23 protein-coding genes are annotated in these 25,139 nt (G+C 58.6%); 13 read left to right on the top strand and 10 right to left on the bottom strand.

Going from position 1 to position 25,139, the window contains the following annotated elements:
- Position 1 precedes the first annotated feature (1 nt).
- Together KUV51_RS06970 and KUV51_RS06965 are read right to left on the bottom strand one after the other, a co-directional pair.
- Positions 2-1,198 carry an ABC transporter substrate-binding protein gene (locus KUV51_RS06970; RefSeq protein ID WP_222520831.1) on the bottom strand — a complete coding sequence of 399 codons (1,197 nt, stop codon included), beginning with the start codon at positions 1,196-1,198 and terminating at the stop codon, positions 2-4.
- Positions 1,195-1,824, bottom strand: a complete 630-nt coding sequence (locus KUV51_RS06965; RefSeq protein WP_222521276.1) for a CDP-alcohol phosphatidyltransferase family protein — start codon at positions 1,822-1,824, stop codon at positions 1,195-1,197. Before KUV51_RS06965 ends, KUV51_RS06970 begins: the two co-directional genes overlap by 4 nt.
- Positions 1,825-2,403: 579 nt before the next feature.
- Here KUV51_RS06965 and KUV51_RS06960 point away from each other — a divergent pair.
- The 3 genes from KUV51_RS06960 (at position 2,404) to KUV51_RS06950 (ending at position 5,317) form a co-directional block, all read left to right on the top strand.
- A complete protein-coding gene (locus KUV51_RS06960; protein WP_222520830.1) occupies positions 2,404-3,420 on the top strand; it encodes a TRAP transporter substrate-binding protein in 1,017 nt (338 codons plus the stop codon).
- Between the two features lie 101 nt (positions 3,421-3,521).
- Positions 3,522-4,007 (top strand): TRAP transporter small permease, encoded by a 486-nt coding sequence (locus tag KUV51_RS06955; RefSeq protein WP_222520829.1) that lies wholly within the window; start codon positions 3,522-3,524, stop codon positions 4,005-4,007.
- Positions 4,004-5,317 carry a TRAP transporter large permease gene (locus KUV51_RS06950; protein ID WP_222520828.1) on the top strand — a complete coding sequence of 438 codons (1,314 nt, stop codon included), beginning with the start codon at positions 4,004-4,006 and terminating at the stop codon, positions 5,315-5,317. The genes KUV51_RS06955 and KUV51_RS06950 overlap by 4 nt, the downstream gene beginning before the upstream one ends.
- Before the next feature lie 12 nt (positions 5,318-5,329).
- Here the strand turns inward: KUV51_RS06950 and KUV51_RS06945 are convergent, their stop codons facing one another.
- Positions 5,330-5,761 carry an acyl-CoA thioesterase gene (locus KUV51_RS06945; protein ID WP_222520827.1) on the bottom strand — a complete coding sequence of 144 codons (432 nt, stop codon included), beginning with the start codon at positions 5,759-5,761 and terminating at the stop codon, positions 5,330-5,332.
- Between the two features lie 121 nt (positions 5,762-5,882).
- On the bottom strand, positions 5,883-6,335 hold the full coding sequence (locus tag KUV51_RS06940; RefSeq protein WP_222520826.1) for a MarR family winged helix-turn-helix transcriptional regulator: 453 nt from the start codon (positions 6,333-6,335) through the stop codon (positions 5,883-5,885).
- Positions 6,336-6,451: 116 nt separating this feature from the next.
- Between KUV51_RS06940 and KUV51_RS06935 the strand changes: the two genes are divergently transcribed.
- The 5 genes from KUV51_RS06935 (at position 6,452) to KUV51_RS06915 (ending at position 11,693) form a co-directional block, all read left to right on the top strand.
- Positions 6,452-7,390 carry a PDR/VanB family oxidoreductase gene (locus KUV51_RS06935; protein WP_261385675.1) on the top strand — a complete coding sequence of 313 codons (939 nt, stop codon included), beginning with the start codon at positions 6,452-6,454 and terminating at the stop codon, positions 7,388-7,390.
- 11 nt (positions 7,391-7,401) lie between these two features.
- Positions 7,402-8,712, top strand: a complete 1,311-nt coding sequence (locus KUV51_RS06930) for an aromatic ring-hydroxylating dioxygenase subunit alpha (protein WP_222520824.1) — start codon at positions 7,402-7,404, stop codon at positions 8,710-8,712.
- On the top strand, positions 8,712-9,200 hold the full coding sequence (locus tag KUV51_RS06925; protein WP_222520823.1) for an aromatic-ring-hydroxylating dioxygenase subunit beta: 489 nt from the start codon (positions 8,712-8,714) through the stop codon (positions 9,198-9,200). The genes KUV51_RS06930 and KUV51_RS06925 overlap by 1 nt, the downstream gene beginning before the upstream one ends.
- Positions 9,197-10,813 (top strand): AMP-binding protein, encoded by a 1,617-nt coding sequence (locus tag KUV51_RS06920; protein WP_222520822.1) that lies wholly within the window; start codon positions 9,197-9,199, stop codon positions 10,811-10,813. The genes KUV51_RS06925 and KUV51_RS06920 overlap by 4 nt, the downstream gene beginning before the upstream one ends.
- A 157-nt stretch (positions 10,814-10,970) precedes the next feature.
- A complete protein-coding gene (locus KUV51_RS06915; protein WP_222520821.1) occupies positions 10,971-11,693 on the top strand; it encodes an SDR family NAD(P)-dependent oxidoreductase in 723 nt (240 codons plus the stop codon).
- A gap of 33 nt (positions 11,694-11,726) precedes the next feature.
- Here the strand turns inward: KUV51_RS06915 and KUV51_RS06910 are convergent, their stop codons facing one another.
- From KUV51_RS06910 to KUV51_RS06885, 6 genes are all read right to left on the bottom strand, one after another.
- Positions 11,727-12,521, bottom strand: coding sequence for an ABC transporter ATP-binding protein (locus KUV51_RS06910; RefSeq protein WP_261385674.1), 795 nt, complete (start codon positions 12,519-12,521; stop codon positions 11,727-11,729).
- Positions 12,511-13,386, bottom strand: coding sequence for an ABC transporter ATP-binding protein (locus tag KUV51_RS06905; RefSeq protein WP_222520820.1), 876 nt, complete (start codon positions 13,384-13,386; stop codon positions 12,511-12,513). The genes KUV51_RS06910 and KUV51_RS06905 overlap by 11 nt, the downstream gene beginning before the upstream one ends.
- Positions 13,383-14,234, bottom strand: a complete 852-nt coding sequence (locus KUV51_RS06900) for an ABC transporter permease (protein ID WP_222520819.1) — start codon at positions 14,232-14,234, stop codon at positions 13,383-13,385. Before KUV51_RS06900 ends, KUV51_RS06905 begins: the two co-directional genes overlap by 4 nt.
- Positions 14,227-15,237, bottom strand: a complete 1,011-nt coding sequence (locus KUV51_RS06895) for an ABC transporter permease (RefSeq protein ID WP_222520818.1) — start codon at positions 15,235-15,237, stop codon at positions 14,227-14,229. The genes KUV51_RS06900 and KUV51_RS06895 overlap by 8 nt, the downstream gene beginning before the upstream one ends.
- 65 nt (positions 15,238-15,302) lie before the next feature.
- Positions 15,303-16,826 carry an ABC transporter substrate-binding protein gene (locus tag KUV51_RS06890; protein WP_222520817.1) on the bottom strand — a complete coding sequence of 508 codons (1,524 nt, stop codon included), beginning with the start codon at positions 16,824-16,826 and terminating at the stop codon, positions 15,303-15,305.
- Positions 16,827-16,850: 24 nt separating this feature from the next.
- Positions 16,851-18,419 (bottom strand): phytoene desaturase family protein, encoded by a 1,569-nt coding sequence (locus KUV51_RS06885; RefSeq protein WP_222520816.1) that lies wholly within the window; start codon positions 18,417-18,419, stop codon positions 16,851-16,853.
- Between the two features lie 114 nt (positions 18,420-18,533).
- Here KUV51_RS06885 and KUV51_RS06880 point away from each other — a divergent pair, with 114 nt between their 5' ends.
- From KUV51_RS06880 to KUV51_RS06860, 5 genes are read left to right on the top strand one after another with little or no spacing between them, the layout of a single operon-like run.
- Positions 18,534-19,325, top strand: coding sequence for a cyclase family protein (locus tag KUV51_RS06880; RefSeq protein ID WP_222520815.1), 792 nt, complete (start codon positions 18,534-18,536; stop codon positions 19,323-19,325).
- A complete protein-coding gene (locus KUV51_RS06875; protein ID WP_222520814.1) occupies positions 19,322-20,890 on the top strand; it encodes a phytoene desaturase family protein in 1,569 nt (522 codons plus the stop codon). The genes KUV51_RS06880 and KUV51_RS06875 overlap by 4 nt, the downstream gene beginning before the upstream one ends.
- The gene (locus KUV51_RS06870) at positions 20,887-21,366 is read left to right on the top strand and encodes a MarR family transcriptional regulator (RefSeq protein WP_315898798.1); all 480 of its coding nucleotides are present in this window, start codon (positions 20,887-20,889) and stop codon (positions 21,364-21,366) included. Before KUV51_RS06875 ends, KUV51_RS06870 begins: the two co-directional genes overlap by 4 nt.
- Before the next feature lie 8 nt (positions 21,367-21,374).
- Positions 21,375-23,525 carry an indolepyruvate ferredoxin oxidoreductase subunit alpha gene (locus KUV51_RS06865; RefSeq protein ID WP_222520813.1) on the top strand — a complete coding sequence of 717 codons (2,151 nt, stop codon included), beginning with the start codon at positions 21,375-21,377 and terminating at the stop codon, positions 23,523-23,525.
- On the top strand, positions 23,522-25,060 hold the full coding sequence (locus KUV51_RS06860) for an indolepyruvate oxidoreductase subunit beta family protein (protein WP_222520812.1): 1,539 nt from the start codon (positions 23,522-23,524) through the stop codon (positions 25,058-25,060). The genes KUV51_RS06865 and KUV51_RS06860 overlap by 4 nt, the downstream gene beginning before the upstream one ends.
- Positions 25,061-25,139: the final 79 nt, after the last annotated feature.

The following is a 25,139-nucleotide window of genomic DNA, read 5'->3' as shown; positions in this document are numbered from 1 at the left end:
GCTACTTTCCTACCCCGTATGTCTTGGCCCAATCGGCTTCGATCCGGGTCATCCAACTTGGATGCGGTTCCGGCAGGGCCGAACCAAGCTCTGCCGGTGACAGTGTGGCAATGCCGAGGTCCAGCGAGTCAAATGCAGCGCGATCCGCTTCAGGCAGCGCGCCCATGTCCAAAACAGTGCCATAGCCCAGGATTTCGGGGTTCTGCGCTCTGAGTTGCGCTTCCGGACTTATCAAGAAGTTGGCAACCACCATTGCGCCGGCCTTTGCCGATGCATTGTAGGGGATTGCAACGAAACTGGCATTGCCCAGCGTTCCGCCATCCAGAACGAAAGTTCGTGCGGTGTCGGGAAGTTGCGCATTCGCGATGGCTGCCGTGGCTTCTCCGGGGGAGAAGCTGATGGCCATGTCGATTTCACCGTCGTTGATCAGCTGCAGTTGAAGCGGGCCGGTCTTTGGGTACGCCCGACCGCTTCGCCAAAGGTGCGGCGTGACCGTGTCCAGCCACTCCCACAAAGGCTGCGTCACGGTTGCATAGTCATCGCCGACGGGCTGCTGAAGCAAATCAGGATCGTGAACCAGTTCAATCAGCATTTGTTTGAGAAAGGTCGTGCCCAAGAAATCGGGAGGCTGCGGAAACGTGAACCGGCCCGGGTTCTCCGCAATCCATGCGCTGATTGCTTTTGCGGACCTCGGTGGATCAGGCAGCACTGCGCTGTCGTAGATGAAAACCACTTGTGCCATGGCCCAGGGGCTTTCGAACCCCTCTGTCGGCACTGTGAAATCCCGGGTGACGGACTTTCCCTCGACATCCACAAATTGCCAGTTTGGCAATGCCTCGGCGAAAGGTCCGAACAGTAGATTTGCGTCCTTCATGGCGCTGAAATTGGCGCCGTTGATCCAGATCATGTCGACGGCACCGCCTTCATCCTGACCGCTGGACTTTTCTGCAATCACGCGGCCAACCGCATCTGCGGTGTCGGACAGTTTCACATGTTCAAGTGTGACGCCGAACTCGTCATAGACACGGGTTCCGACCCAAGAGATGAAATCGTTTGTCGTCGTGGAACCGCCCCAAGCGTTCCAGTAGACGACCTGTCCCTCGGCCTCTTTCAGAACCGAGTCCCATGCCGCCGGGTCGGGATCTGCGGCCGCAGCCCCCGCCATGGCCATGGACATGGCACACAGAAATTGTTTCATCCGTTATCCTTATCGTTTGTGTGTTCGAACACCTGACGGGCCAGCAGGATGCGCGACGCAGCCGTCACAAAGCATACCCCGCCAAACACCCATGCCATCGGTGCAAACCAGTCCGGCCACACACAGATTGCGACGAAAAACATGATGGTTTCCGTGCCTTCCAGGAGGCCCCCGGTAAAGTAGAGCGACTTTGCGCCATGCTTGCTTGTGGCCAAACCGTGCTTTTCAGCAAGGATCGCATACCCCAGGAATGTTGCGCCGTTGATGTAGAAGCTGGCCAGCAGCCAGGCACCGGCCGCTCCGTTTCCGACAGGGTCCACCCACACGAACGCCATGGGAACGACGCCGTAGAACAGAAAGTCGCAGGTGATATCCAGGTAGCCGCCAAAGTCGGTTTTGCCGGTGGCGCGCGCGATTGCGCCATCCAGACCGTCCGCAATGCGCGACATCAGGATCAAGAGGATTGCCGCGAGCCAAAAGCCGAACGCGATCGCAAGAGCTGCAAGGAGTCCGATGCCCAATCCGACCAGCGTTACCAGGTTTGCGGTCATGCCGCTGGCTGCAAGATAACGTCCTGCCGCATCCAAAGGCGGATCAATCAGTGGACGGATATGGGCGTCAAGCATCTGGTTGGGCACGGTTTTCAAACTTGTTCGGGATCGGTACCGAATGCTCACTTCGCAAGCAACGCGAAACGAAAACATGTAAGCTAGGTTACGGGGATGTGATCACGGTGCGCCGGATCGACCTGGTCCTTGAAAGTCGTGTAACGCGATACGGGGTCCCTGGGTTTGCTTTGAAACAGGTTCGGAATGCTCGAGGCAAGGAGACCCGACGCCCGAGCCAACTTGCGCATCGGTTTTGGCGGCGTGTGCAACAGTGTTGCCTTGGGCGGGATTTGGTCACTGCAAGGTGATCTGAAAGGCACGTGTTTCTAGTGCTTTGAGGGGTGCTGGCTGTTGCGGCAAGGCTCGGCTGAACGCTTTTCGATCACTGATTGCGCCCTGCTTCTACATGCGCTCGCGGTCCTGAATGCGCTCGGTCGCACAAGCAGGTCGTCAACAGCCACCGATCTTTCGTGCAGGGGTTAGGATCAGCCCCCAATCTCGTTTCACCGGCTTCCGTCCCGATCATGACGCTTGACATAAAATACATGAAAATTCATGTTGTTTTGAAAAATGAAAGCACAACCGGGAGTAAATTGTATGAAAAACGTGAATGCATTGCTGGCTGCCGTTGTGGCAGGCGTCCTGAGCGCAGCCTCGGCCTTGGCCGCTGACACGACGCTGAGAATCTCGACATGGCTACCTCCCACCCATGGTGTGAACACCGAGATTTTCGCGGGCCTGGTGGAGATGATGGAAGACGCTACCGGTGGCGCGGTGACCGGTGAGTTGATCTTTGGCCTCGCGCCGCCACCCGCGCAGATGGACCTGATCCTTGATGGCGCAGCTGATATAGCCATTATCTTTCATGGCTATCAGCCCGGTCGCTTTGTCGGTACCAAGCTGATTGAATTGCCAGGGTACACAGGCAATGCCGAGCAAGCCTCTGTCGCGTATTGGCGTGTGCACGAAACGCATCTTGCACAGTTGAACGAGCACCGTGGCGTCAAATTGATTTCGCTGAACACGCATGGCCCGGGCCAGATGCATATCAACGGTACGGTCAACGACCTGTCCGATCTGGCTGGTTTGAAAACGCGTATTGGTGGCGGTGTCGCAGGCGATGTGGGCGCAGCGTTGGGACTGGTGGGTATCAATGTGCCTGCCCCGAAAGTGTACGAAACACTTGAATCCGGCGCTGCCGATGCGGTGGCCATGAATGTTGGCGAGCGGATCGGATTTAAGCTGAACGAGGTCGCACAGACACTCTACGATATGCCGGGCGGCCTCTATCGCGGCTCGTTTGCAATCATCATGAGCGAGGAGACCTTCGCCGCTCTCCCGCAGGATGCTCAGGTTGCGTTGGACACACAAGTTTTCGGGGAGCCCGCGAGCCGAATGGCAGGAGCTGCGTGGGACAAGTCAGATCAGCTTGGCTATGAGGCCTCCGAAAGTGCAGAAGATGTGAATGTCGTCGTTGCATCTGCCGAAGATCAGGCCGCGTTTGCCGAAATCGCGGACACCGTGATCACCGCGGTCTTGAGCGAGCTTAGCGACGCGGGTGTCGATGCCGCAGCGGCCTATGCCCAGGTGAAGGCGGACATGGCAGCGGACTGAGTGTATCCCGCGCATCTCGAGCTACTGTGCTGGCAGGTACGTCCCGCGGCAGCATTGACCCCCGAAAATCCCATCGCCACTTCCCAGGTTCCGGCTTGCTCATGCTTTCACTCCTAACGCGCTTGCCCGGCCTTTTGGCATCCACGGCTCTGTTTGCGCTGATGCTGCTCACATTTGCCGATGTCATGCTTCGGTCGATGCTGAACGCGCCCATTGAGGTCGCGGCGGACCTGACCCGGGTGCTGATGGCGATCATGGTCTTTTCCGTGCTGCCCGTACTTTCGGGGAAGGGACAACACGTGAGCGTGGACCTTCTGGACGGGCCATTCCGGCGCTGGGGTCTGGCGCGGTGGCGGGATGCCGTGGGCAATGTGTTTTGTGGATTGCTCCTTGTTTGGCCCGCGCAGCGCGTCTGGGTTCTGGCAGAGCGCAGCCGGTCTTATGGTGATGTAAGCGAGTATCTGAGACTGCCGCTTTTCTACATCGGGTGGTTTATCGCGGCGATGACCGCCGTGACGGCTCTGGTCCTGCTCATACGTGGTCTGGTTTTTGCCTTTGCTCCGCATCACCTGGAGGAACGGCAATGATCGAGAGCCTGATTGGCTTCGCAGCCGTCCTTGTCCTTGTGCTGGTCCGCATCCCGATTGCCTTTGCCATGGGATGTGTCGGCATGATCGGCTTCATGTTCGAGACAAGTTTTCGTGCCGCGATTTCCATGGTCGCGCGGTTGATCATCGACACCTCTCAGGACTATGGGCTGTCGGTCGTACCGCTGTTCATTCTGATGGGCCTTTTCGTGAACAAGGGGGGGATCAGTCGGGAGCTTTATGCGGCGTCCAACGCGTTTCTTGGGCATTTCCGGGGCGGCCTGGCCATGGCAACAATTGTGGCATGCGGTGGGTTTGCCGCCATTTCCGGATCGTCATTGGCGACAGCTGCGACAATGGCCAAGGTCGCGATGCCGGAAATGCGCCGCTTTGGCTATTCGGATCGTCTCTCGACCGCCTCCATCGCATCGGGCGGCACACTCGGCATTCTGATCCCGCCTTCCGTGATCCTGGTGATCTACGGTTTGTTGACGGAAACCTCCATCGGCAAGCTGTTCGTGGCAGGCATCGTGCCTGGCCTGCTTGGGATTGTTCTTTATCTCGTCGCGGTTCGGTTTGTTGTCTATCGTGACCCGAATGCGGGCCCTGCAGGCCCTCGCACGTCCCTGAAAGACCGGCTTGCCGCGTTGCGCGATGTCTGGGCCGTGTTGCTTTTGTTCTTTCTGGTCATCGGCGGGCTTTACGGGATCTTTGATGTTCCGCCGCTGAACCTGAACTTTTCCCCAACCGAAGCGGCTGGCATGGGTGCGATGGGGGCGTTCCTGATCGCATTGGCGCGGCGGCGCCTGAGTTTTCGTGACACACTTGAAGTCCTGCAGGAAACCGCAATGACGGCCGCGGGTCTGTTTGTCGTCTTGATCGGCGCCTGGATCTTCTCGAACTTCGTCAATATTGCGGGGCTGCCTGGTGCCTTGAGCGGGTTCGTGACCCAATACGATTTGCAACCATGGCAGGTCATGGCTTGCATTCTCGTGATCTACATCCTGCTGGGGTGTGTGTTCGAAAGCCTGTCGATGCTGCTTCTGACGGTACCCATCTTCTTTCCGATCGTGATCCAGCTTGGCTACGATCCGATCTGGTTCGGCATCATTGTCGTTGTGGTGACCGAAATCAGCCTGATCACGCCACCCGTCGGACTGAATGTCTTTGTCTTGAAGGGGGTCGTCGGCGATGTGTCGACGGGAACGATTTTCCGCGGGGTTACACCCTTCTGGGTCGTGGACATCATCCGGCTGATATTGCTGCTCGCGATACCGGCGCTGGTGCTGTTTCTGCCGGGCCAGATGTAGACTTGGTCAGGATCAGAAACCCAGCTCTTCCTGCGTGGTGAGCCAGTCTTGCAGCGTGTCGCGCACGGCGTCGGGCCAGGGGATCGAGCTGTGCTTGTCCAGATCACTGGCCGCCAGGATCTGCGTGCTGGTCCACCGTTGTTCGCCACCACAGTTGATCTTGTGGCGCACGGTCATCGAGGACCGGCCAAGTCGGATCACGCCGAGGTGGAATGTCAGCGTTTCGCCAAACATAGACGGTTTTGAAAAGTCGCACCTCAGGTGCACGGTTGGCGTGCCCCAACGCTCTTTCCAGATGATCTCATGCCATGGATATCCGATATGCGCCCAGAATTCCTCGTTCACGCCATTCAGAATGTTGACGTAGGCCGGGAAGTACGCGGTGCCGGAAATGTCGCAATCTCCGAAGCGAAGTTCGCGATCAGTGGTGAAGACAAGTGCCATTCAGATACTCGAGACTGGAGAGTGGGTTTTCGCAAGACAATGCGCAAAATATGCAAATGTGAACCCTAATGCGAGAAAATCCCAGCGGCCCCACCCTCGTCGCGCTCGGACGTTCTTTTGCCTAGGTGTGTGTCTCGCCCTCTTTTTGTTCCAGAACCTCCAACAGCGTTGTGAGCGCTGGCTTCAATGCACTCACCTGCGCTTCTGGTAGACGGGAGAGAAGATCCGTCTCGTGGGCTTTGGCCTGTTCCACCAGATCTGTCGCAATCGCCCGACCTTTATCGGTCAGATAGATGCGCACGCGTCGTCCGTCGGATTTATCGCTGCGACGCTCCAGCAAATCCCGTTTGACCATACCGTCGATAATGCGTGTGAGGCGGGACTGCTCGGCAAGGGCCACATGGGCCAAATGCGTGATCATCTGCCCGTCTTCGTCGTTCAAACACGCCAGAACGCGCCATTCCGGCACCCTCAGACCTGATTTGCGGACCTTGGCGTGAAATTCGGCGCTGGCCGTCTCGCTGCAGGCTGCGAGCAAATACAACAGGTAGGATTTTACAAATCCTTTGCTCACCGGGGACCTCCTTCAAAACCTGGACCCTTGGGTCATATTTCCCCCGCCTTCACAAGCAGAAAACTCTTGACCATATAAATATGAAAATTCATATAATAGTCGGGCTAGGAGGAGCCATGACTGCGCTCAGATTGACAGAGATCGTTGATGAGACACCGCGTATTCGGGTCTTTCGGTTTCAATCGGCAGATGGCGCGCGCCTTCCAGCGTACGAGGCTGGGGCGCATGTGGAGTTTGACTTGGGGGTGGCAGGGCAGCGGTCCTATTCTCTCATTGACTGGCCGAATTCCCAAACAGGCCCACGGCAGGACTACGTGGTGGCGGTCCAGCGCGAAGACGAGGGCGCGGGTGGTTCGAAGGCCATGCATGCCCTTGATGTTGGGGCGGTTGTGGATGCAAGTGCCCCGGCCAACGATTTTCCACTGGACGTAACGGACGCTCCGGTGCTCCTGCTTGCGGGCGGTATCGGCATCACCCCAATGATCTCGATGGCAACAGCGCTTTCGAAGACGACACGATGTTTTGCGCTTCACTATACCGGGCGTAGCGCAGCTGCGATGGGCTTTGTGAGCGCTTTGACAACTGCTTTCAAAGAGCAGACGGTTTTCCATTTCGACGATGTGGAGCCACTTGATCTTGATGACTTGATGACGACCCAGCCGCAGAACACGGCACTCTACATCTGCGGCCCAAGCGGCATGATCAGCGCCGCACGACGCGCGGCCGAAGCGGCAGGACTGACCCATATCAATGTCGAGCTTTTTGCGCCCCACGACATGAAAACCGACGACACGGACTTCGAGGTTGAAATCAACGATGGCCGCGTCTTTCAGGTCCCGGTTGGCCGGACCATCATTGAGGTGCTCGAGGCAGCAGGGGTCGATGTCATGTACGATTGCCAACGCGGTGATTGTGGTATCTGCCAGTGCGATGTGCTGTCTGGCACGCCTGATCACCGGGATGTGGTTCTTTCGGAAGAGGAACGTCTCGCGGGAAAAGTCATGCAAATCTGTGTCAGCCGCGCCACCTCCAAGCGCCTTGTTCTCGACATTTGAGGAGATCAGCCATGCTCACAGCCGGTGATGTTTCAGCCATGGTTCGAGGGCCACAGGTCCACCGCGATGTGTACACCAGTCAACAGGTCTATGATCTGGAGATGCGCCATCTCTTTGTGAATACGTGGGTTTTCGTGGGGCATGAAAGCCAGACGCCGCACAAGGGCGACTACTACACAACGCAGATCGGCGCACAGCCGGTCATTCAGGTGCGCCACGGTGATGGAGAGATCAAGGTTCTCCACAATCGCTGCCCGCACAAAGGGACAAAGATTGCCATCGACCGATCCGGCAACACCGGAAAGTTCTTTCGTTGTCCCTATCATGCGTGGAGTTTCAAGACGGACGGTTGCCTGCTCGCGATCCCGCTGAAGAAGGGCTACCAGGACACCGAGTTGAACAAGACCGAAAATGCCAAGGGCATGAAAGCTGTTGGTGCGGTGCGGGTCTATCGTGGCTTTGTCTTTGCGCGGCTTGCGGACGAGGGCATATCGTTCGAGGACTACTTCGGCGATAGCCTGAGTTCGATCGACAATACGGTGGATCGCTCACCTGCCGGGCGGCTGGAGGTGGCGGGTCCACCCCTTCGCTATATGCATCAATGCAATTGGAAGATGCTGGTCGAAAACCAGACTGACACCTGCCACCCGATGGTGGCGCATGAAAGCAGCGCGGGCACGGCCGTCGGTATCTGGAAGGAGATGGGCAACCCGGAGCCACGTCCACCTGCAATGGAGATCATCGCGCCTTTCATGTCGCCCTATGAATTCTTTGAAAACATGGGCATCCGCACCTGGCCCAATGGCCATGGCCATACGGGGGTAAATCATTCGATCCACTCGGAGTATTCAGAGGTTCCGGGTTATTTTCCGGCGCTGAGCGAAGCGTATGGCGAACAACGTGCAAAGGAAATCCTGAACGAAAATCGCCACAACACCGTCTACTTTCCCAACATAATGATCAAAGGTCCAATCCAGCAGTTACGGAACTTCATCCCGCTCGGGCCGGACAGGACGTTGGTGGAAAGCTATATCTACCGCCTCGTTGATGCGCCGGACGAGTTGCTGGCACGGACGGCGATGTACAATCGCATGATCAATGCACCGACTTCGATTGTCGGGCATGACGATTTGGAGATGTACGAACGCGCCCAGGAGGGCCTGGTTTCAAACGGGTTGGAGTGGGTGGACATCCAGCGTCTGATGACGGGTGTCGAGGACTATTCCGAAGAGGTGGTGGAAAACGGCACCACGGAACGACAGATGCGCAACCAGTTCGACGCATGGGTCAAATTCATGACCGTGTCGATGGGGACCGCGTAATGTTGGACAAAGCCGCGGATGTCACGAAGGATCAGGTAGTCGACTTCATCTATGATGAGGCACGAATGCTGGATGAAGGCCGCTACGACGAATGGCTGGCGCTTTGGCTGCCCGATGGCCACTACTGGATGCCGCTGGACTACAAGCAGACCGATCCGCATCTGGTGACGTCCTTGCTTTACGAAGACAATTTCATGCTGCGGCTTCGGGTTGAGCGGTTGAACGGCGCGCGCACATTCAGTCAGAAGCCCAAAAGCCGCTGTCACCATGTGATCCAGCGCCCGTTCATCGACGAGTTCACGCCCGAGCGCATCGTCACCAACACGTCCATGCACTATGTCGAGACGCGGTTGGATGAGCAGTTTTTGCTGGCGTTGGTGGCGACACATGAGTTGAGAGTTGTCGAGGGGCAGCTCCGCATCGCCAACAAGCGCGTTGATCTGCTGAATTCGGACGCTGCTTTTGGCAGTATTCAGTTGCTGCCGTGATCGCTGAGCATGTGGACACCGTCTATGATGCGTTCGCCGCGACCGCGGCGCGTTACCCGGATCGGCCCGTATTGAACGTTTTGCCGAACACCGCGGAGGTTTACGGTATCACTGCGGGTGCGCTCAGCTACGGCGCGGCGCTGGCCGAGGTTGATGCACTTGCCGAGCAGCTGCTGGCCTGTGGGTATGAAGCAGGCATGCGCATCGCGCTTCTGCTGGAAAACCGGCCTGCATTCTTTGTCTACTGGCTGGCTGCCAACAGAATCGGCGCTTCGGTCGTGCCGGTCAACCCGGACCTGCGCGCTGCGGAACTTGAGTATCTGATGGGACATTCAGAGCCTGCTCTGGCCGTGACCATACCGGCGCGGCGAGATGATCTTGAGTCTGCGGCGGATGCGGCTGGATTGGCGGTTCCGGTCATTGTTTTGGGTGAACGTGCTCCGACGCCGAGACCTCAATGCGTGGTCGCGGAACAGTTGCGTGGTGAGGCGCGGGAGGGTGCGATCCTCTATACATCGGGAACGACCGGAAAGCCCAAGGGGTGCGTGTTGCCCAACGCCTACTTTCTCTTGGCCGGCCGCTGGTACGCGCAGGTCGGTGGCATTGCCACCCTGTACAACGATGGCGAGCGCATGATCACGCCGCTTCCGATCTTTCATATGAATGCGATGGCGTACTCGTTCATGGCGATGGTGGCGGTGGGTGGATGCCTTACGGCGTTGGACCGGTTTCATCCGCGCAGCTGGTGGCAGGATGTCTGCGATGCAGAGGCGACGTGCTTGCACTACCTGGGTGTCATGCCCTCCATGCTGCTGGGTCTGGAGCGGAGCCCGGCTGAAACCGCTCATAGTGTCAGATTTGGCTTCGGGGCAGGCGTTGATCCCAAAAAGCAGGTCGCATTCGAGGAGCGCTATGGTTTTCCGCTGGTCGAGGCTTGGGCGATGACCGAAACGGGTGCCGGAGCCGTGATCGCTGCGTCGACGAAAGATCGCCTGGTGGGACAAGCGAGCATCGGGAAACCTGGCTCGGATCTCGACTGCATGATTGCCGACGAATCCGGAGCACCCGTTCCGCTTGGAGAGCCGGGCGAGTTGCTGGTGCGACGGGCTGGGGACAACCCGCGATACGGTTTCTTCTCGCACTACTACAAGGATGCCGACGCCACGGCCGAGGCTTGGGAAAACGGGTGGTTTCACACGGGTGACATTGTGCGCCAGACGGCGGACAAGAACGTGTTTTTCGTGGACCGCAAAAAGAATGTCATACGCCGGTCCGGTGAAAACATTGCCGCCGTTGAGGTGGAGTCCATCCTCATGCGCCACCCGCACATTCACGCAGCCGGAGTGACGGCGGTGCCGGATGCCGTGCGGGGGGACGAAGTCTTTGCCTGCCTGCACTGCGATCCTGAAGTCGAGGCGGACGCGATTGTTCACTGGTGCCTGGAGCAAATGGCCTATTACAAGGCACCCGGCTACATCGCCTTTGTTGATCAGTTGCCGCTGACAGCTACGCAAAAGATCCAGCGCGCGGCGCTCAAGGCCCTGGCCCTTGATCTACTTGGGGCACCGGAAACGGTGAAAACGGTGCATCTCAAGAAACGGCAGCTGGCTTGATGGTGGGTATGTACTCAATGATGGCAGCGCTGGCGACCGGCCAGATGCTTTCAGCGGCATCTTCTGCCGAATGGGGTCTCACTGATGCGTGTGATGGTTCAGGTGCGCGCATCACCCCTTCAGAACAGGGCCAGCCGTGTCTGGCAGTGGGATTGATATGAGCTACACAGCCGTCATTACGGGTGGGAACAAAGGCTGCGGCGCCGATTTGGCTGAACGCCTTTTGGATCAAGAGTATACTGTTATCTCGGTCGCGCGGCGCAACCCCGAGATCAGCCACCCCAAACTGCATTCAGTCAAAGCCGATCTGCTGGACCCTGAGGCCGTGAACATCGCGGCCAAACAGATCGCGGCTCATTTCGACGTAACCCACTTCATTCACAATGCCGGGTTGATCTGGCCAAACCTGATCGAAGATGCCAAGCCGGAAGATATCGGCGGGCTTGCCCAGCTTCACTTGGGCGCGGCGCTCACGCTCTTGCAGGCCTTTCTTCCCAACATGAAGGAAAGGCAGTTCGGGCGGGTGATGTTCAATGCCTCGCGCGCTGCTCTGGGGGCGCCGACCCGGACTGCCTATGGCGCGACCAAGGCGGGGATGATTGGTATGGCCCGCACATGGGCGCTGGAACTCGCCCCGCATGGGATAACCGTCAATGTTGTCGCGCCCGGTCCGATCCTGACTGATAACTTCTGGGGCATCGTGGAAAAGGATAGCCCTCAGCAAGAGGCCCTTGCCAAACGCATTCCGGTTGGGCGCATCGGTACAGTGCGAGATGTGACCAACGCATTCTTGTTCTTTGCCGATCCTGCCAACAGCTTTGTCACGGGGCAAACGCTCTATGTCTGTGGTGGAGCCAGCATCGGGGCGATTTCGATCTAGGACGCCTTGATGACGTGTGTATTGCAGGTGTCGCTATGCCCATTCTTGATAGGGATCCGGCAGAGGTATGGAAGCCAGAAGTTCTTGCGTATACGCCGCGCGCGGGGTGTTGAACAGCGCGTCCGTTTCGGCATGTTCCACGATTTCTCCATGATGCAGGACAAGCACCTGCGTGCACAGACGCCGTACAACGGACAAATCGTGACTAATAAACGCAAGTGTCATCCCCAGGTCGTTCACAAGTTGTCCCAATAGGTTCAGCACCTGCGCCTGGGATGAGACATCAAGGCCCGACACGATCTCATCGGCCAGAATGAAGTCGGGCTCAAGCGCCAGCGCCCTTGCAATGCCAACCCTCTGGCGCTGTCCTCCGGACAGCTCATGCGGGTACCGGGTGGCGAAATGCTGGGGCAGGCCAACCCTGTCCAACGCCGATGCGACCCGTTCGGTCACGTTGTCCATTCCGTGCAAGCGCAGCGGTCCGGCGATCAAGCCGCGGACTTGCCTGCGCGGGTTTAACGAGGACATGGGGTCCTGAAAGATCATTTGAAATCTCTTGCGCAGGGGACGCAACTGCTGCTCAGACCGGTGCGTGATGTCGATGCCGTCAAAGCGGATCGTGCCGGAGGACGGTTCCAGAAGCCGCAACATGGCCCGGCCCAAGGTTGATTTGCCGGAGCCGGAGCCTCCGACGATGCCCAGAACCTCGCCTTTGGGGATGTCGAAGCTCAGACCCTTGAGGATTTCGATCTGTGGCGGCGCCCCCAAAAACGGTTTGTGTGCCATGTCCGGGAATGACAGTCGAAGATCACGGATCTCATACATCATATCCGGCCCTTAGCGCGTGATGGTGATTTTCGTTTTCGACGTCCTCGATGACATTGGCAGGCACCGGTTGCAGGCTGCCATCGGGGTCCAGATATGTCGGTGTCGCAGCCAGCAGGGCGCGGGAATAGGGGTGAATGGGCCGCATGAAAAAACGGGGCATCTGCGCCTCTTCCACCACTCTGCCAGCGTAGAGCACCGAAAGCGAATTGCAGACCTTGGACACCACCCCCAGATCATGCGTCACGAAAAGCAACGCAGTGCCGTGGCGGATGCGCATCTCGGATATCAGCCTGAGGATTTGCTTTTGCACCGTGACGTCCAGGGCGGTTGTCGGTTCATCTGCCACGATCAGTTTGGGTTCGGCGGCAAAGGCCGACGCGATCAGCACGCGCTGACGCATACCGCCCGACAACTCGTGCGGATAGCTGCGCATCACGCGCGGGATGTCAGGTATACGCACCTCGTCCAGAAGAGTTCTGGCGCGCTGATCGGCTTCAGACTTGGACCAGCCCAGAATATCGATCAGACGCCGTGTGATTTGAGGGCCAACCCGCTTTGACGGGTTGAGGGCGGTCAACGGGTCTTGGGGGATCAGCGCAGCCGTTTCCCCGATGCGCCGCCGCCGGTCGCGCGGCGGCAGTGCAAGCAGGTCAACACCATCAAGCCAGACTTCCCCGCCCATCACCTCGATGGCGCGGGGCAGGGTGCCCAGCACCGCCTTGCCGATCATTGATTTGCCGGCCCCGGATTCCCCGACCAGGCCGTGCACCATGCCCGATGTGACCCTCAGTGAGACAGACCACAGAATGATCGGTCCGCCCCTCAGGCGAAGGGTCAGGTTCCTGATGTCGAGAAATTGGGTCATCGCAGCACCGGATCAAAGCGGTCCTTCAACCCTTCGCCCAGTTGCGAAAAACTCAGAACAGTCAGGAACAGCGTGAACAGCGGAAAGACCAGCACCCACCATGCTTGGTGAACGGAAGTGCGGCCTTCGGCGATCATTCCGCCCCAGGTTGGGCTGTCGGTCGAGATCGACAGGTTCACAAAGCTCAAGATCGCTTCGACGATCACAGCGATGCCCATCTCAAGCGTCAGCAATGCGACCACCGTCGGCAAGATGTTTGGCAGGATCTCTGCGATCATGGTGTTGAACCGCGTCCGCCCAGCGATCTGCGCACTTGCGACGTAATCCATCGCACCCTGGCTGAGTGTTTCAGCCCGGATGACGCGCGCAAATCGCGTCCAGTCGATAACCACGATGGCCAGAATGATCGACACAAGACCGGGGCCCATGACTGCGATCAGCAGAATGGCAAACAGCACTGGCGGAAAGGCCATCCAGATGTCCACAAGACGGCTTATGATGCGATCCGACCAACCGCGATAGAAGCCGGCAAGAACGCCGAGCGACGCGCCGATGATGCAGGTCAGCGTTCCTGCCACCAGTGCGACCATAAGCGCGACGCGTGCACCGTGGATCATGCGTGACAGTACATCTCTTCCAAGACTGTCGGTACCAAGCCAATATCCGGGCTCGGCCCCGTCCATCCAGAAAGGGGGCAAGCGGCCCAGAAACAGGTCCTGTGCCAATGGATCATGCGGCGCCACCCAAGGCGCAAAAACGGCCGCCAGCGCCAGAATGCTCAACCAAGTGCCCGAGAGCCAAAGGCGCGCGCCTAGCGGACGCCTGATGTGTGCACGGGCGTCACGCATGGCGCAGCTTTGGATTCAGAACGACATAGAGCATGTCCACGACCAGGTTGATCACGGTGAACAGGGCGGCAAACAGGATCACGATGCCCTGGATCAGCGGAAGGTCGCGGTTGATCACCGCGTCGATTGCCATGTTGCCCAAGCCTTCATAGCTGAACAGCCGTTCGATGATGACCGTTCCGCCGATAAGAAACGTGAACTGCACGCCAATCAGGGTGAGCGTAGGCAAGACCGCATTTGGCAGCGCTTCGCGCAGGATCACCCAGGTTTCGCTATATCCTTTGGTGCGGGCGAGGGTGACATAGTCCAGATGCATGGTCTCCTTCAGGGATTGTTTCAGCAGTTGCGCGATGATGGCGGCCAATGGAATTGCAAGGGCCAGCGCGGGCATGAACGACCGGGACAGCAGGTGCGCGACTACATCGAACCGCAGGCGCAGAAATGCCTCGATGATGTAGAAATCCGTGGTGAACTCGAACGCCTGTGATGGCGACACACGGCCAGAAATGCTGAAGACGGGCCACAGCACGCCAAAAAGCAGGATCAGAACCAACGCCCAGAGAAAATCCGGGACGGACAGGGCTGTGCCGGTGGTGACATCCACCGCCGCCTCTGCTGCCGAATGCCGGTAAAGCGTCCCCAAGAAAGCCATGAGTCCCCCGAGCGCGATCGCGATCAGGAGTGCGAAAAGGGAAAGTTCCAGCGTCGCCGGCAAGCGTCCCAGAACAAGCTCAGAGACAGGCTGACGCAGGGAAATCGAGGTACCAAAATCCCCGCGCAACACATCGCCCGACCAGATCAGGAACTGCTGAAGCAGCGATTTGTCAAATCCGTAGAGCGCTTGCAGGCGCGCGATATCCTCTTCCGTTGCACCGGGGGGAAGCATCATGGCGATGGGGTTTCCCGGCACAACGCGGATCAGGAAGAACACGACGACGGCCACGCCGAACAGCGTTATGGCCATCGTCAGAAGTCGCGTAAGGAGCGCGCGAAGAAAGATCATGCCAATATTCCAGGAGTGACGGAGCCGGAGAGCACGCACTCTGCGGCCCCGTCAGACGCAGCCATTCAGGCGCGTGTCATCAGATGAGGCAGCAGGGCGCCCGAGCGGTGCGGTGTTACCCTCACGCCGGAGGCATGCAGGATCGGTTGAACATACTGCAACAACGGGATGACCTCGGCATTTTCGGCAATGCTGCGGTCGACGTCTTTCCAGCCCGCGATGCGCTTGGCTTCGTCTGCCTCGCCCCAGAGCGGCAGGATCTTGTTAAATGTGTCTTCACCATCCCAAACCGAATGGGGGGAGGGGCCAAACATCGCGAAGCCGGTCGACGTGGTGGGATCGCCCACCGAGTTACCCCAGTTGTAAAAGGCGGCAGGGGCCAGTTGATCCGCCGCGCGCAACTCGAAGTGCTTGGCGATCTCGTAGACTTCGATCTCGGCCTCGATGCCCACGCGACGCCATAGACCGACCACGGCCTGAATCATCTCGTAGTCCTTTGGCTTGAAACCGCGCGTGGTCTGGATCGTGAAGCGCGCCGGATTGTCGGGGCCATAACCGCTCTCTGCGAGCAGTGATTTTGCAAGTTCCGGATCATAGGGAACCTCGATGCTTGGGTCGAACGCGATGTAGTCTGGCGTTTGTAGGGTATCGATTGCGATCCCGTAGCCGGATAGGAGGCGGTCAATGATCAACTGTTTGTCGATGGCATGAGCCGCGGCCTTGCGCACGTTCGGGTCCTGCATGATCTCGATATCGTTGAGGAAGATCATCCCGATGTCGGAAATGGGAGATGCCGTGCCTTCTATACCGCTCTGTTCGCGCAAGCGGTCATACTCTTCATAGGGTACTTCCAGCGTGACATGAGAGTTGCCGGATTCCACTTCGGCCACCCGGCTGGCAGCATCGGTCACGAACTTGATGGTGACCGTTTTGAAGTCTGGCGCCCCGCCCCAGTAGTCTTCATTGGCGACAAGACGGACAAAGGCATTCCGCTCGAATCGTTCGACCTTGTAAGGACCCGATCCGATGGGGGCAGCCTCGAAGCCCTCTGCGCCCACCTCTTCGTAGTATTTCTTTGGCATGACATAGCCGGTCAGGAACGACATCCACTTGAAAATCGTGGGTTCGAATTCGACAACATCGGCAGTGACCCGGCTGCCGTCGACCGTGATGTTACTGATTTTGCCCCAGATGAACTGGATGGGGTTGCCTGTGTCGGGATTGGCTGCACGCTGAAGCGACCAAGCCACGTCTTCGGCCGTTAGCGGGTCACCATTGTGCCAGGTCACCCCGTCGCGCACATCCAGGAAAATCTTGGTGTTGTCGTCTGTCCAGCCGTAATCGGTGACAATCCCGGAGCCGAAGCTGAGATCGGGGTTTTGCGGGATAAACAGGTCGAAGACGGACAAATAGTAGCCTTGCAGGGTGGGGTTGACCGCGGATGGACCGACCGTTGGGTCCCAGCTGGGCAGAGTCACGTTGTAGGCAATGACAAGCTCATCAATCGCGGCAAGGGACGGTAAGCCTATTGTCGAAAATACTGTTGCCGCTGCTGTGCTTTTAAGAAGTGTTCGTCTGGAAAGTGTCATAAAAAGTCTCCCTATTTTTTGTCATTATTTTCCGGCCAGTTTTTCGGCCAGCATCATGCCGGAGCCAGCCCCGGTTCCGCCGCCTGGCCAAACGGCAGCGCCGGTGTGGTAAAGATTGCGCAGCGGAGTGGTGCCATCGGCGTAGCCACGCGCGGGGCGGTTGAGGAAATGCTGATGCAGGTGATGGCTGCCACAGACCTGATCGCCGCCCACCAGGTTGGGATTGTCGGCTTCCAGCATATCGGGTGTCACCACATGGCGGCCCAGGACATGTGCGCTGGTGCCCGGCGCGTATTGCTCCAGGATGTTCATCACGCGGTCAGCCATCGCAGGGCCAGCCTCCGGCCAAGCTCTGGCAGAAATCGCGCCGCCTGCATCGCCCTTGATCTTGCTGGGCACCATGCGGACCTGAAGCCAAAGGATGTGTTTGCCTTCGGGCGCGCGAGAAGGATCAACAACCGTCGGCTGCCCACAGACGATGACCGGCTCATCGGGCAAAAGACCGGCCTTCGCCTGAGCGTAGGTGCGAGCCATCTGGTCAAGAGATGGCGCCAGGTGGACGTAAGCGAAACGTTTCAATTCCGGCGCCGTCCAGTTGGGCAGGGCACTCAGCGCCAGGTGGATCATCATTGTGCCCGGCGCGTGATGGAACGAGGAGAGCTTGCGATCATACCCGGCGTCACCTGTGCCCTCGGTCAGCTTGACGAGAGCACCGGGTGCAACATTGGCAATTACGGCGCGGCTGGCGTGCACCTCTCTCCCATCCTCAAGGAGAATTCCCGTCGCAGCTCCGGACATGTGCCGGATCTCTGCCACTCTTGCGTTGCAATGCACCTTACCGCCGCGTTCCTCGATCAAGCGCACCATCGCGTTGATCATGGTGTCCGCGCCACCGGCGCCCAGAACCATCCCAAACGCCTGCCCGGCCATGCTTTCAAGATAGGGAAACACTGCCCCGCCCGCGACGTCCGGCGCAAAATCCAGATGCATGCCCCAGGCGGCAAGCATCGCTTTGACCTGTGGCGTCTCAAATGTCTCATCCAGCCAGGCCCGTGGCGACATTGTAAGGAACCGCGCCAAATCCAGAACGCCGCCAATTCCCAGTTTGCGGTGTGCCTTCCACGCAAAAGATGCAAACGCACTGAATTTCATCGGTGATCCGAGCAGGCCAAGGATCTGTTCTGCCTGCCCATCGAATGCTTCTGTCAGCTCTGTCCAGGCTCGTGCGTCTGCCTCGGAAAAACCGCGAATACGGGCGGTGGTCAATGCGACATCAGTAGATACTCCCAACCAGCGCCCATTTGGGAAAGCAGATGCGAATGGATGTGAAGTCGGCGCGAACGTCAGTCCGTGTCTGGCCAGACTGCTTGCGTTTTCCCTGTGAAATTTGGATCCCGCAAAGAGCGACAGGTTCATCGCGGCCCAATCGTGGTGAAATCCCGGTAGCGTATATTCGCCCGATTTGACCGCCCCGCCAGGTGTCGTAGCCTGCTCAAACAACTCCACGCGCCAGCCACGATCTGCAAGATGGCACGCACATGCCAAGGCGTTGTGCCCTGCTCCTACAAATACGGCATCCGGTTGCTTGTTCATCGCTGTCTTGTCTTCCGTCCTTGAAAGATAATTGCAAATGCATGTAATTCTGTCTAGCTTTGAATCGACGTATTCAAGTGAAGGCGTTGCAGCGATATTCAGGGAGATCAAAAATTGAGCGCGAAAGACATAGTAGGGAGCCTGGGTGAATTGCTGGCCTCGGGCGGCGTTGAGGTTGTTGACTGTTCTGGTGTGCTGGGACCTGAGACGCCCATTTTGCAACTGCCGCCTGACTTCGCGCGCAACACGCCCAAGGTCGAAATACACAAGATTTCTGAATATGATGAAGACGGTCCTTTCTTTGCATGGAATTGGCTTGTGCTGGGTGAGCACTCAGGCACGCATTTCGATGCGCCGCATCATTGGATTACGGGCAAGGACTTTGAGGACGGATACACCGATAGCATTGATGTGCAGCGTTTGATTGCTCCGGTGAACGTTCTGGATTGCTCAACGGACGCAGCAGAGAACGAGGACTTCCTGCTCACCGCCGACCACGTGAAGGCCTGGGAGGCTGAACATGGTGAGATCGGTGCGGGCGAGTGGGTTGTCATGCGCACGGATTGGGATGCCCGGGTTGGGGATGAGGCAAAATTCCTGAACGCCGACGAAGATGGGCCGCACTCGCCCGGCCCCACGCCGGATTGCATCGAATATCTGCTCAGCAAGAGGATTGTTGGCTGGGGCACGCAATGCATCGGCACTGATGCCGGGCAGGCCGGTGGGATGGAACCACCATTCCCAGCACACAACCTGCTGCATCGGGACAATTGTTTTGGGCTGGCGTCGCTCGCCAACCTCGATAAGTTGCCGGCAAAGGGGGCAATTCTGATCGCCGCACCATTGAAAATCGCCAAGGGGACGGGGAGCCCGATCCGCGCGCTTGCGCTTGTGCCCAAGGGATGACTGCAGATCGTTTCGATCACTTGGTGATTGGCTCTGGCATCAATGGACTGGTGGCGGCAGCAATGCTGGCGAAATCAGGTGCGCGTGTTCTGGTGATTGAACGCGAAGACCGTATCGGAGGCTGCCTCTACACGTCCGATGACGTCACCTTGCCCGGGTTCCACCACGATGTGATGGCGGCGACGTTCGTCTTGTTCATGACCGGGCCCGCGCAACAGGCATTGGGGGACGATCTGGCGGCGCATGGCATGGCCTATTGCAACGGAACACATCCCACGGCCGTGTTGCGACCTGATGGATCGGCTCTGGTGCTGACCACGGATCGGTCAGCGAATGTCGCAGCATTCAATGCGCGCGCAGATGGCGATGGTGACCAGCACGCCCGCGATGTGGGCGGAATTGAACAGGATGCGGAGTTTCTGTTTGCGTTGCTCGGCCAATCCTTGTGGTCACGACGTATCGCATGGCTGCTGGCACGGCGCGCCTGGAAGGTCGGGCTCGGCCCACTCAAGGCGTGGTTCGGTCGTGCATTGCAGCCCGCGCGCGGGTGGTTGGAAACAAGCTATGATAGCGCCGATGTGCAGGCGCTGTGGGCCCCTTGGGTCTTGCATGTGGGGCTGACGCCGGAAGCCACCTATTCCGGTCAGATGGGACGTGTCATTGCCTTTGCCCTTGAGGCCGCGGGGGCGCCGGTGGTCAAGGGCGGCGCAGGACAGGCGGCTGAAGCGTTGCGCAAGGTGATCGAGAGCCACGGTGGAGAAGTCCGCACCGGAATTGAGGCGCGGCATGCTATTATTGACACTGGCCGCTGCGTCGGGGTGGAAACCACGAACAAGCACGTGCTGCACGCAACCAATGTGATCGCAAGCACTTCACCAGCTCAGCTTTATGACGGGCTCTTGTCGCCCCAGAAGGATGAGCCGGACGTAAAGTCCTACCGCTACGGGCGTGGAAATTTCCAACTTCATTTCGCTCTGGACGGCCCGATCGACTGGACTGCCGAAGGTCTTGAGGATGTGGCTCTGATCCATCTGGCTGATGGAATCGATTCAGTGTCGAAATCCGCGAACGAAGCAGAACGTGGAATGCTGCCCGAAAGGCCAACGATATGTGTTGGTCAGCCTCACAGGTTGGACCCCACGCGCTGCCCCGAGGGTAAGGCAATCCTTTGGCTGCAGATCCCCGACGCGCCGCGCACGATCAAGGGTGATGCAGCGGGCAGCATCGACACGACGCCGGAATGGACGGAAACTGTGCGCGAGGCATTCGCTGACCGGGTCGAAGCCATCCTTTCGCAACATATCCGCAACTGGCGGAAAATCCGCCTCAAACGCCGCGCGTATTCGCCTGCCGATCTGGCCCGAATGAATGTGAACCTGGTGGGCGGTGACCCTTATGGCGGCGCGTGCACTTTGGACCAGTTTTTTGTATGGCGTCCACATGCTGGGCAGTCGAATTACAGCACGGGCGTGAAGAACCTTTATCACATAGGCGCGTCCACCCATCCCGGGCCCGGCCTGGGCGGCGGCTCAGGCTTTAATGTGGCAAAGGAGCTGGGCGCGTGAACAAACAGGACAAGGTCGAAACACAGACCGCACCACTTGGGGAGATCGGTCTGGGCAATTATGCGCCCTATCTGATGAACCGCATCATGGGGCGATACAATGCGTCGCTGCGTGACGAAATGTCCGCCATGGGTCTGACAACGGTCAAGATGCGCGCGATTGCTGTTTTGGCCGTCATCGACGGTCCCTTGATCCGGGATCTGGCCGTCTATGCGGTAGCCGAGCAATCGACGCTTAGCCGGGCTCTGGATACGTTAGAGCAAAGCGGCCTGGTGCGTCGGGAAGCTGACAGTCAGGACAATCGCGGAACGCGTATATTTTTGACGAGCGACGGCCGCGATGCCTTCGAGCGGATCTGGCCGCGCATGGCGGCGTCTTACAGCGCCATGTTCAAGGGTATCAGTGAAGAAGACCAAAGGGTCTTTGTCGCGACGCTTCAAACCATGCTGCGCAACATCAGAAAGCATGATTTCTAGGAGGACCAATGGCTGAGCGGTCATTCAAGGCTGAGGTAGAGCACCTGCGCAAAGGCGATGGCGAGGTTTTCACGGGCGAGGGGATTCTGGCGATCACCAAGGCGCTGTTGGAGAATGGTGTCGGCTATGTCGGTGGTTACCAAGGGGCCCCGATCAGCCACCTGATGGACGTGCTCGCGGATGCCGAAGATCTGCTGACCGAGCTTGGCGTGCGCTTTGAGGCCAACGCATCGGAGGCCGCAGCGGCAGCGATGCTCGCTGCCAGCGTCCACTATCCGATCCGGGGCGCCGTGACGTTCAAGGGGCCGGTTGGTGTGAATGTTGCGTCGGATGCGCTGGCAAACCTGTGTTCATCTGGCGTGAACGGTGGCGCGCTGATCATCGTCGGTGAAGACTACGGTGAAGGCTCTTCGATCATGCAGGAGCGCAGCCACGGCTTCGCCATGAAATCCCAGTTTTGGCTGCTTGATCCGCGCCCGAACCTGCCCTGTATCACGAAGGCCGTGAAGGATGGTTTCGAATTGTCGGAGGCGAGCAACACACCCGTGATGCTGATGATGCGCATCCGGTCCTGCCATGTGACCGGCAGTTTCAAGACACGGGATAACGTTTCTCCGGCCCTGACAGTCAAGGAGGCCATCGCCAATCCGCAGTCCGATTTCAAGCGCGTTGTTCTGCCACCTGCAAGCTACACCCACGAGCTTGAAAAGATCGAGCATCGCTGGCCAGCGGCAGAGGCGTTCATTGTTGAAAATGACCTGAACGAAATCTTTGGGTCCAAGGATGCGAAAGTCGGGATCGTTGTGCAGGGCGGGATGTACAATGGGGTTATCCGAGCCTTGCAGCGTCTGGGCCTGGCAGATGTCTTCGGAGAAACGGATATCGCCATCTATTGTCTGAACGTCACATATCCGTTGGTTCGATCTGAGTTTGACGATTTCTGCGCGGGCAAGGACCATATTCTGGTTGTTGAGGAGGGGCAGCCCGAGCATATCGAACAGGCATTGGGCAACTTTCTCTACAAAGGCGGTCACAAGATCAAATTGCTTGGCAAGGGTGTTTTGCCGATGGCCGGAGAATACACCGGTCAGGTCATGCTCGATGGGATCACCGATTTCCTGAAAGAGGCAGCACCAGATCTGTTGCCCGGCCAAGTCCGTGCGCCCAACCAGGAGGCACCGGCCATCCCGGACCTGTCGCAGACCGTGCCCGGCCGACCCCCCGGCTTTTGTACCGGCTGTCCGGAGCGCCCGATCTTTGCAGGTCTGAAACTGGTGGAACAGGAGCTGGGCAAAAGCCAGATCAGCGCGGACATAGGCTGCCATCTGTTCGGGTCTTTGCCCCCGTTCGAGATAGGGGGCGCGACCATGGGCTACGGTCTTGGGCCGGCCGCGAATGGGGCCTTCGACGGAGGGGGAGAGCGGCGCGCGATCTCGATCCTTGGTGATGGCGGCTTCTGGCACAATGGCCTGAGCTCCTCCATCGGCAACATGGTCTTCAACAAATCTGACAATGTCGTCGTGATCGTGGACAACTACTATTCTGCGGCGACGGGGGGGCAGGACATCCTGTCGTCTCGCGCGCAGAACAAGACCAAGGCGACCAACAATCCGATCAGCGATGCTCTCAAGGGGGTTGGTGTGGAATGGATCAGGCAGATCGACAACACCTATGACGTCGGTCATGTCCGCGACACCGTGCGCGAGGCGCTGACCACCGATTTCAAAGGTCCAAAAGTCATCGTGGCGTCATCCGAGTGTATGCTGAACAAGCAACGCCGAGAAAAGCCAATCCGCAAGGCGGCCATCAAGGACGGCAAGCGTGTCGAGGTTCCGCGCTTCGGTGTGGATGCCGATGTCTGTACGGGCGATCATGCGTGTATCCGCTTGTCGGGATGCCCCTCACTCTCGCTCAAGAAACTCGATGACCCGCTGCGTGATGACCCGATCGCGCATATTGACCAGACCTGTGTGGGGTGTGGCAACTGCGGTGAAGTCGCCGATGCTGCCGTTCTTTGCCCATCCTTCTACCGCGCCGACGTGGTTCACAATCCGGCAGGGTTCGAAAGCTGGCGGGCGGGGTTGCGCAACCGCACAATCCGATGGTTGCAGAAAAGGCGGGACGCCAAGCGGCTGCGGTTCGAGGACGCACCAGCATGAACCTCGCGCTTGATCCAAAACCGGTGGATCCGGCGGTGGGGCGCATACTCAAGATCGCCATAATCGCTGTTGGCGGGCAGGGCGGCGGTGTTCTGACCAATTGGATCGAAAGCCTGGCTCGTGCGCAGGGCTACACATGTCAGGCCACGTCTGTCGCGGGCGTGGCGCAGCGGACGGGCGCCACGATCTACTACGTCGAAATGATGCCCGCATCGGACAAGACACCGGTCTTTTCCCTTGCCCCTGCAGAGGGTGATGTGGATGTGGTCATTGCTGCTGAAATGATGGAGGTCGGGCGTGCGGTCATGCGTGGGTTCGTGACGCCGGATCGGACGGTTCTGATTGGCTCGACCCATCGCGCCCTCGCCGTGTCTGAGAAAACCGCCCCCGGGGATGGAATAGCGAATTCAGAGGAGGTGCGCGCGGCGGCGGAGATTGCAGCCCAGACCCTGATCCTTGCTGATATGGACCGACTGGCGGTCGAGCAGGGCTCCGTGATCTCATCCAGCCTGTTCGGTGCTCTTGCAGGGTCAGGGGTTTTGCCCTTTGCGCGGGATGCTTTCGAGGATGCCATTCGCAGGAGCGGCAAGGGCGTTGACGCGTCGCTGCGTGCATTCAATGCCGGGTTCGAGGCGGCGACGGCTGGTGTTGCTCCTGCGGTGGCACATGAAACTGTGTCGACCGAGCGGAAGTTGGTTGGGCCCGTAACCTTGATGCGCGGTTGGGATGACCTCGCCACCCGTGTCGCGGCCCTTGCACACCCGGTCCAGCCCATAGCCAGCGCCGGGCTCAAGAAAGTGGTCGACTTTCAAGATGTCGAATACGGGACCCTGTATTTGGACCGGCTGTCGGAGTTTCAAACCCAAGACGGACCCGAGCGTGATTGGGAACTAACTCGGACGGCCGCGAAGTATATTGCCAACGCAATGGTCTACGACGACATCATTCGTGTGGCGGACCTCAAGACCAGATCCTCCCGCTTGTTGCGCATTCACGAGGAAATGGATGCATCGGCGGACAAGGTTCTGGAATTGACCGAGTTCTTCCATCCGCGAGCGGAAGAGGTGGTGAGCCTCTTTCCTGCAAAAATGGGCGCCCGTTGGGAGGCCAGCCCGGCAAGGATGGCCTTGCTGAACCGCATCTTTTCCAAGGGGCGTCGCCTGAGAACACACACTTTGCGGGTGTTCTTGATGCTGCATGTCTTGGGCGGGCTCAAAAGGTATCGCCTGCGTACCCGTCGACATGCCGTTGAAGTTCAGCATATGGCAGACTGGTTGTCAGCGTGCCGGGATGCGTGCACCGAAGACTATGCACTTGCCGTTGAGCTGTTCAAAAACCGCCGTCTGATCAAAGGATATTCGGACACCCACGCGCGTGGTCTCACCAAGTTTACGAAGGTCATGTCTGCCGCCGAGCTTTTGAAGGGGCGCGACGATGCAGCGACGTGGGTTCAGCGTTTGCGCGAGGCTGCTTTGCAAGATCCGGATGGTGATGCGCTTGATGGGGCGATAGAGACCGTCAAAAGCTTTTTGTGAGCGACACTGGCGACGGCTACCCTGCATTCGTGGGTCATCACGGCCCGTTTCTGCACTATGGCACCGAAGGAGCGGTGAG

It is taken from the genome of Tateyamaria omphalii (genome assembly GCF_019802125.1).
In the GTDB taxonomy this organism is placed as follows: Bacteria; Pseudomonadota; Alphaproteobacteria; order Rhodobacterales; family Rhodobacteraceae; genus Tateyamaria; species Tateyamaria omphalii_B.
The sequence above is the reverse complement of the archived record's forward strand: the minus strand, read 5'-3'. Positions and strand labels throughout refer to the sequence as shown.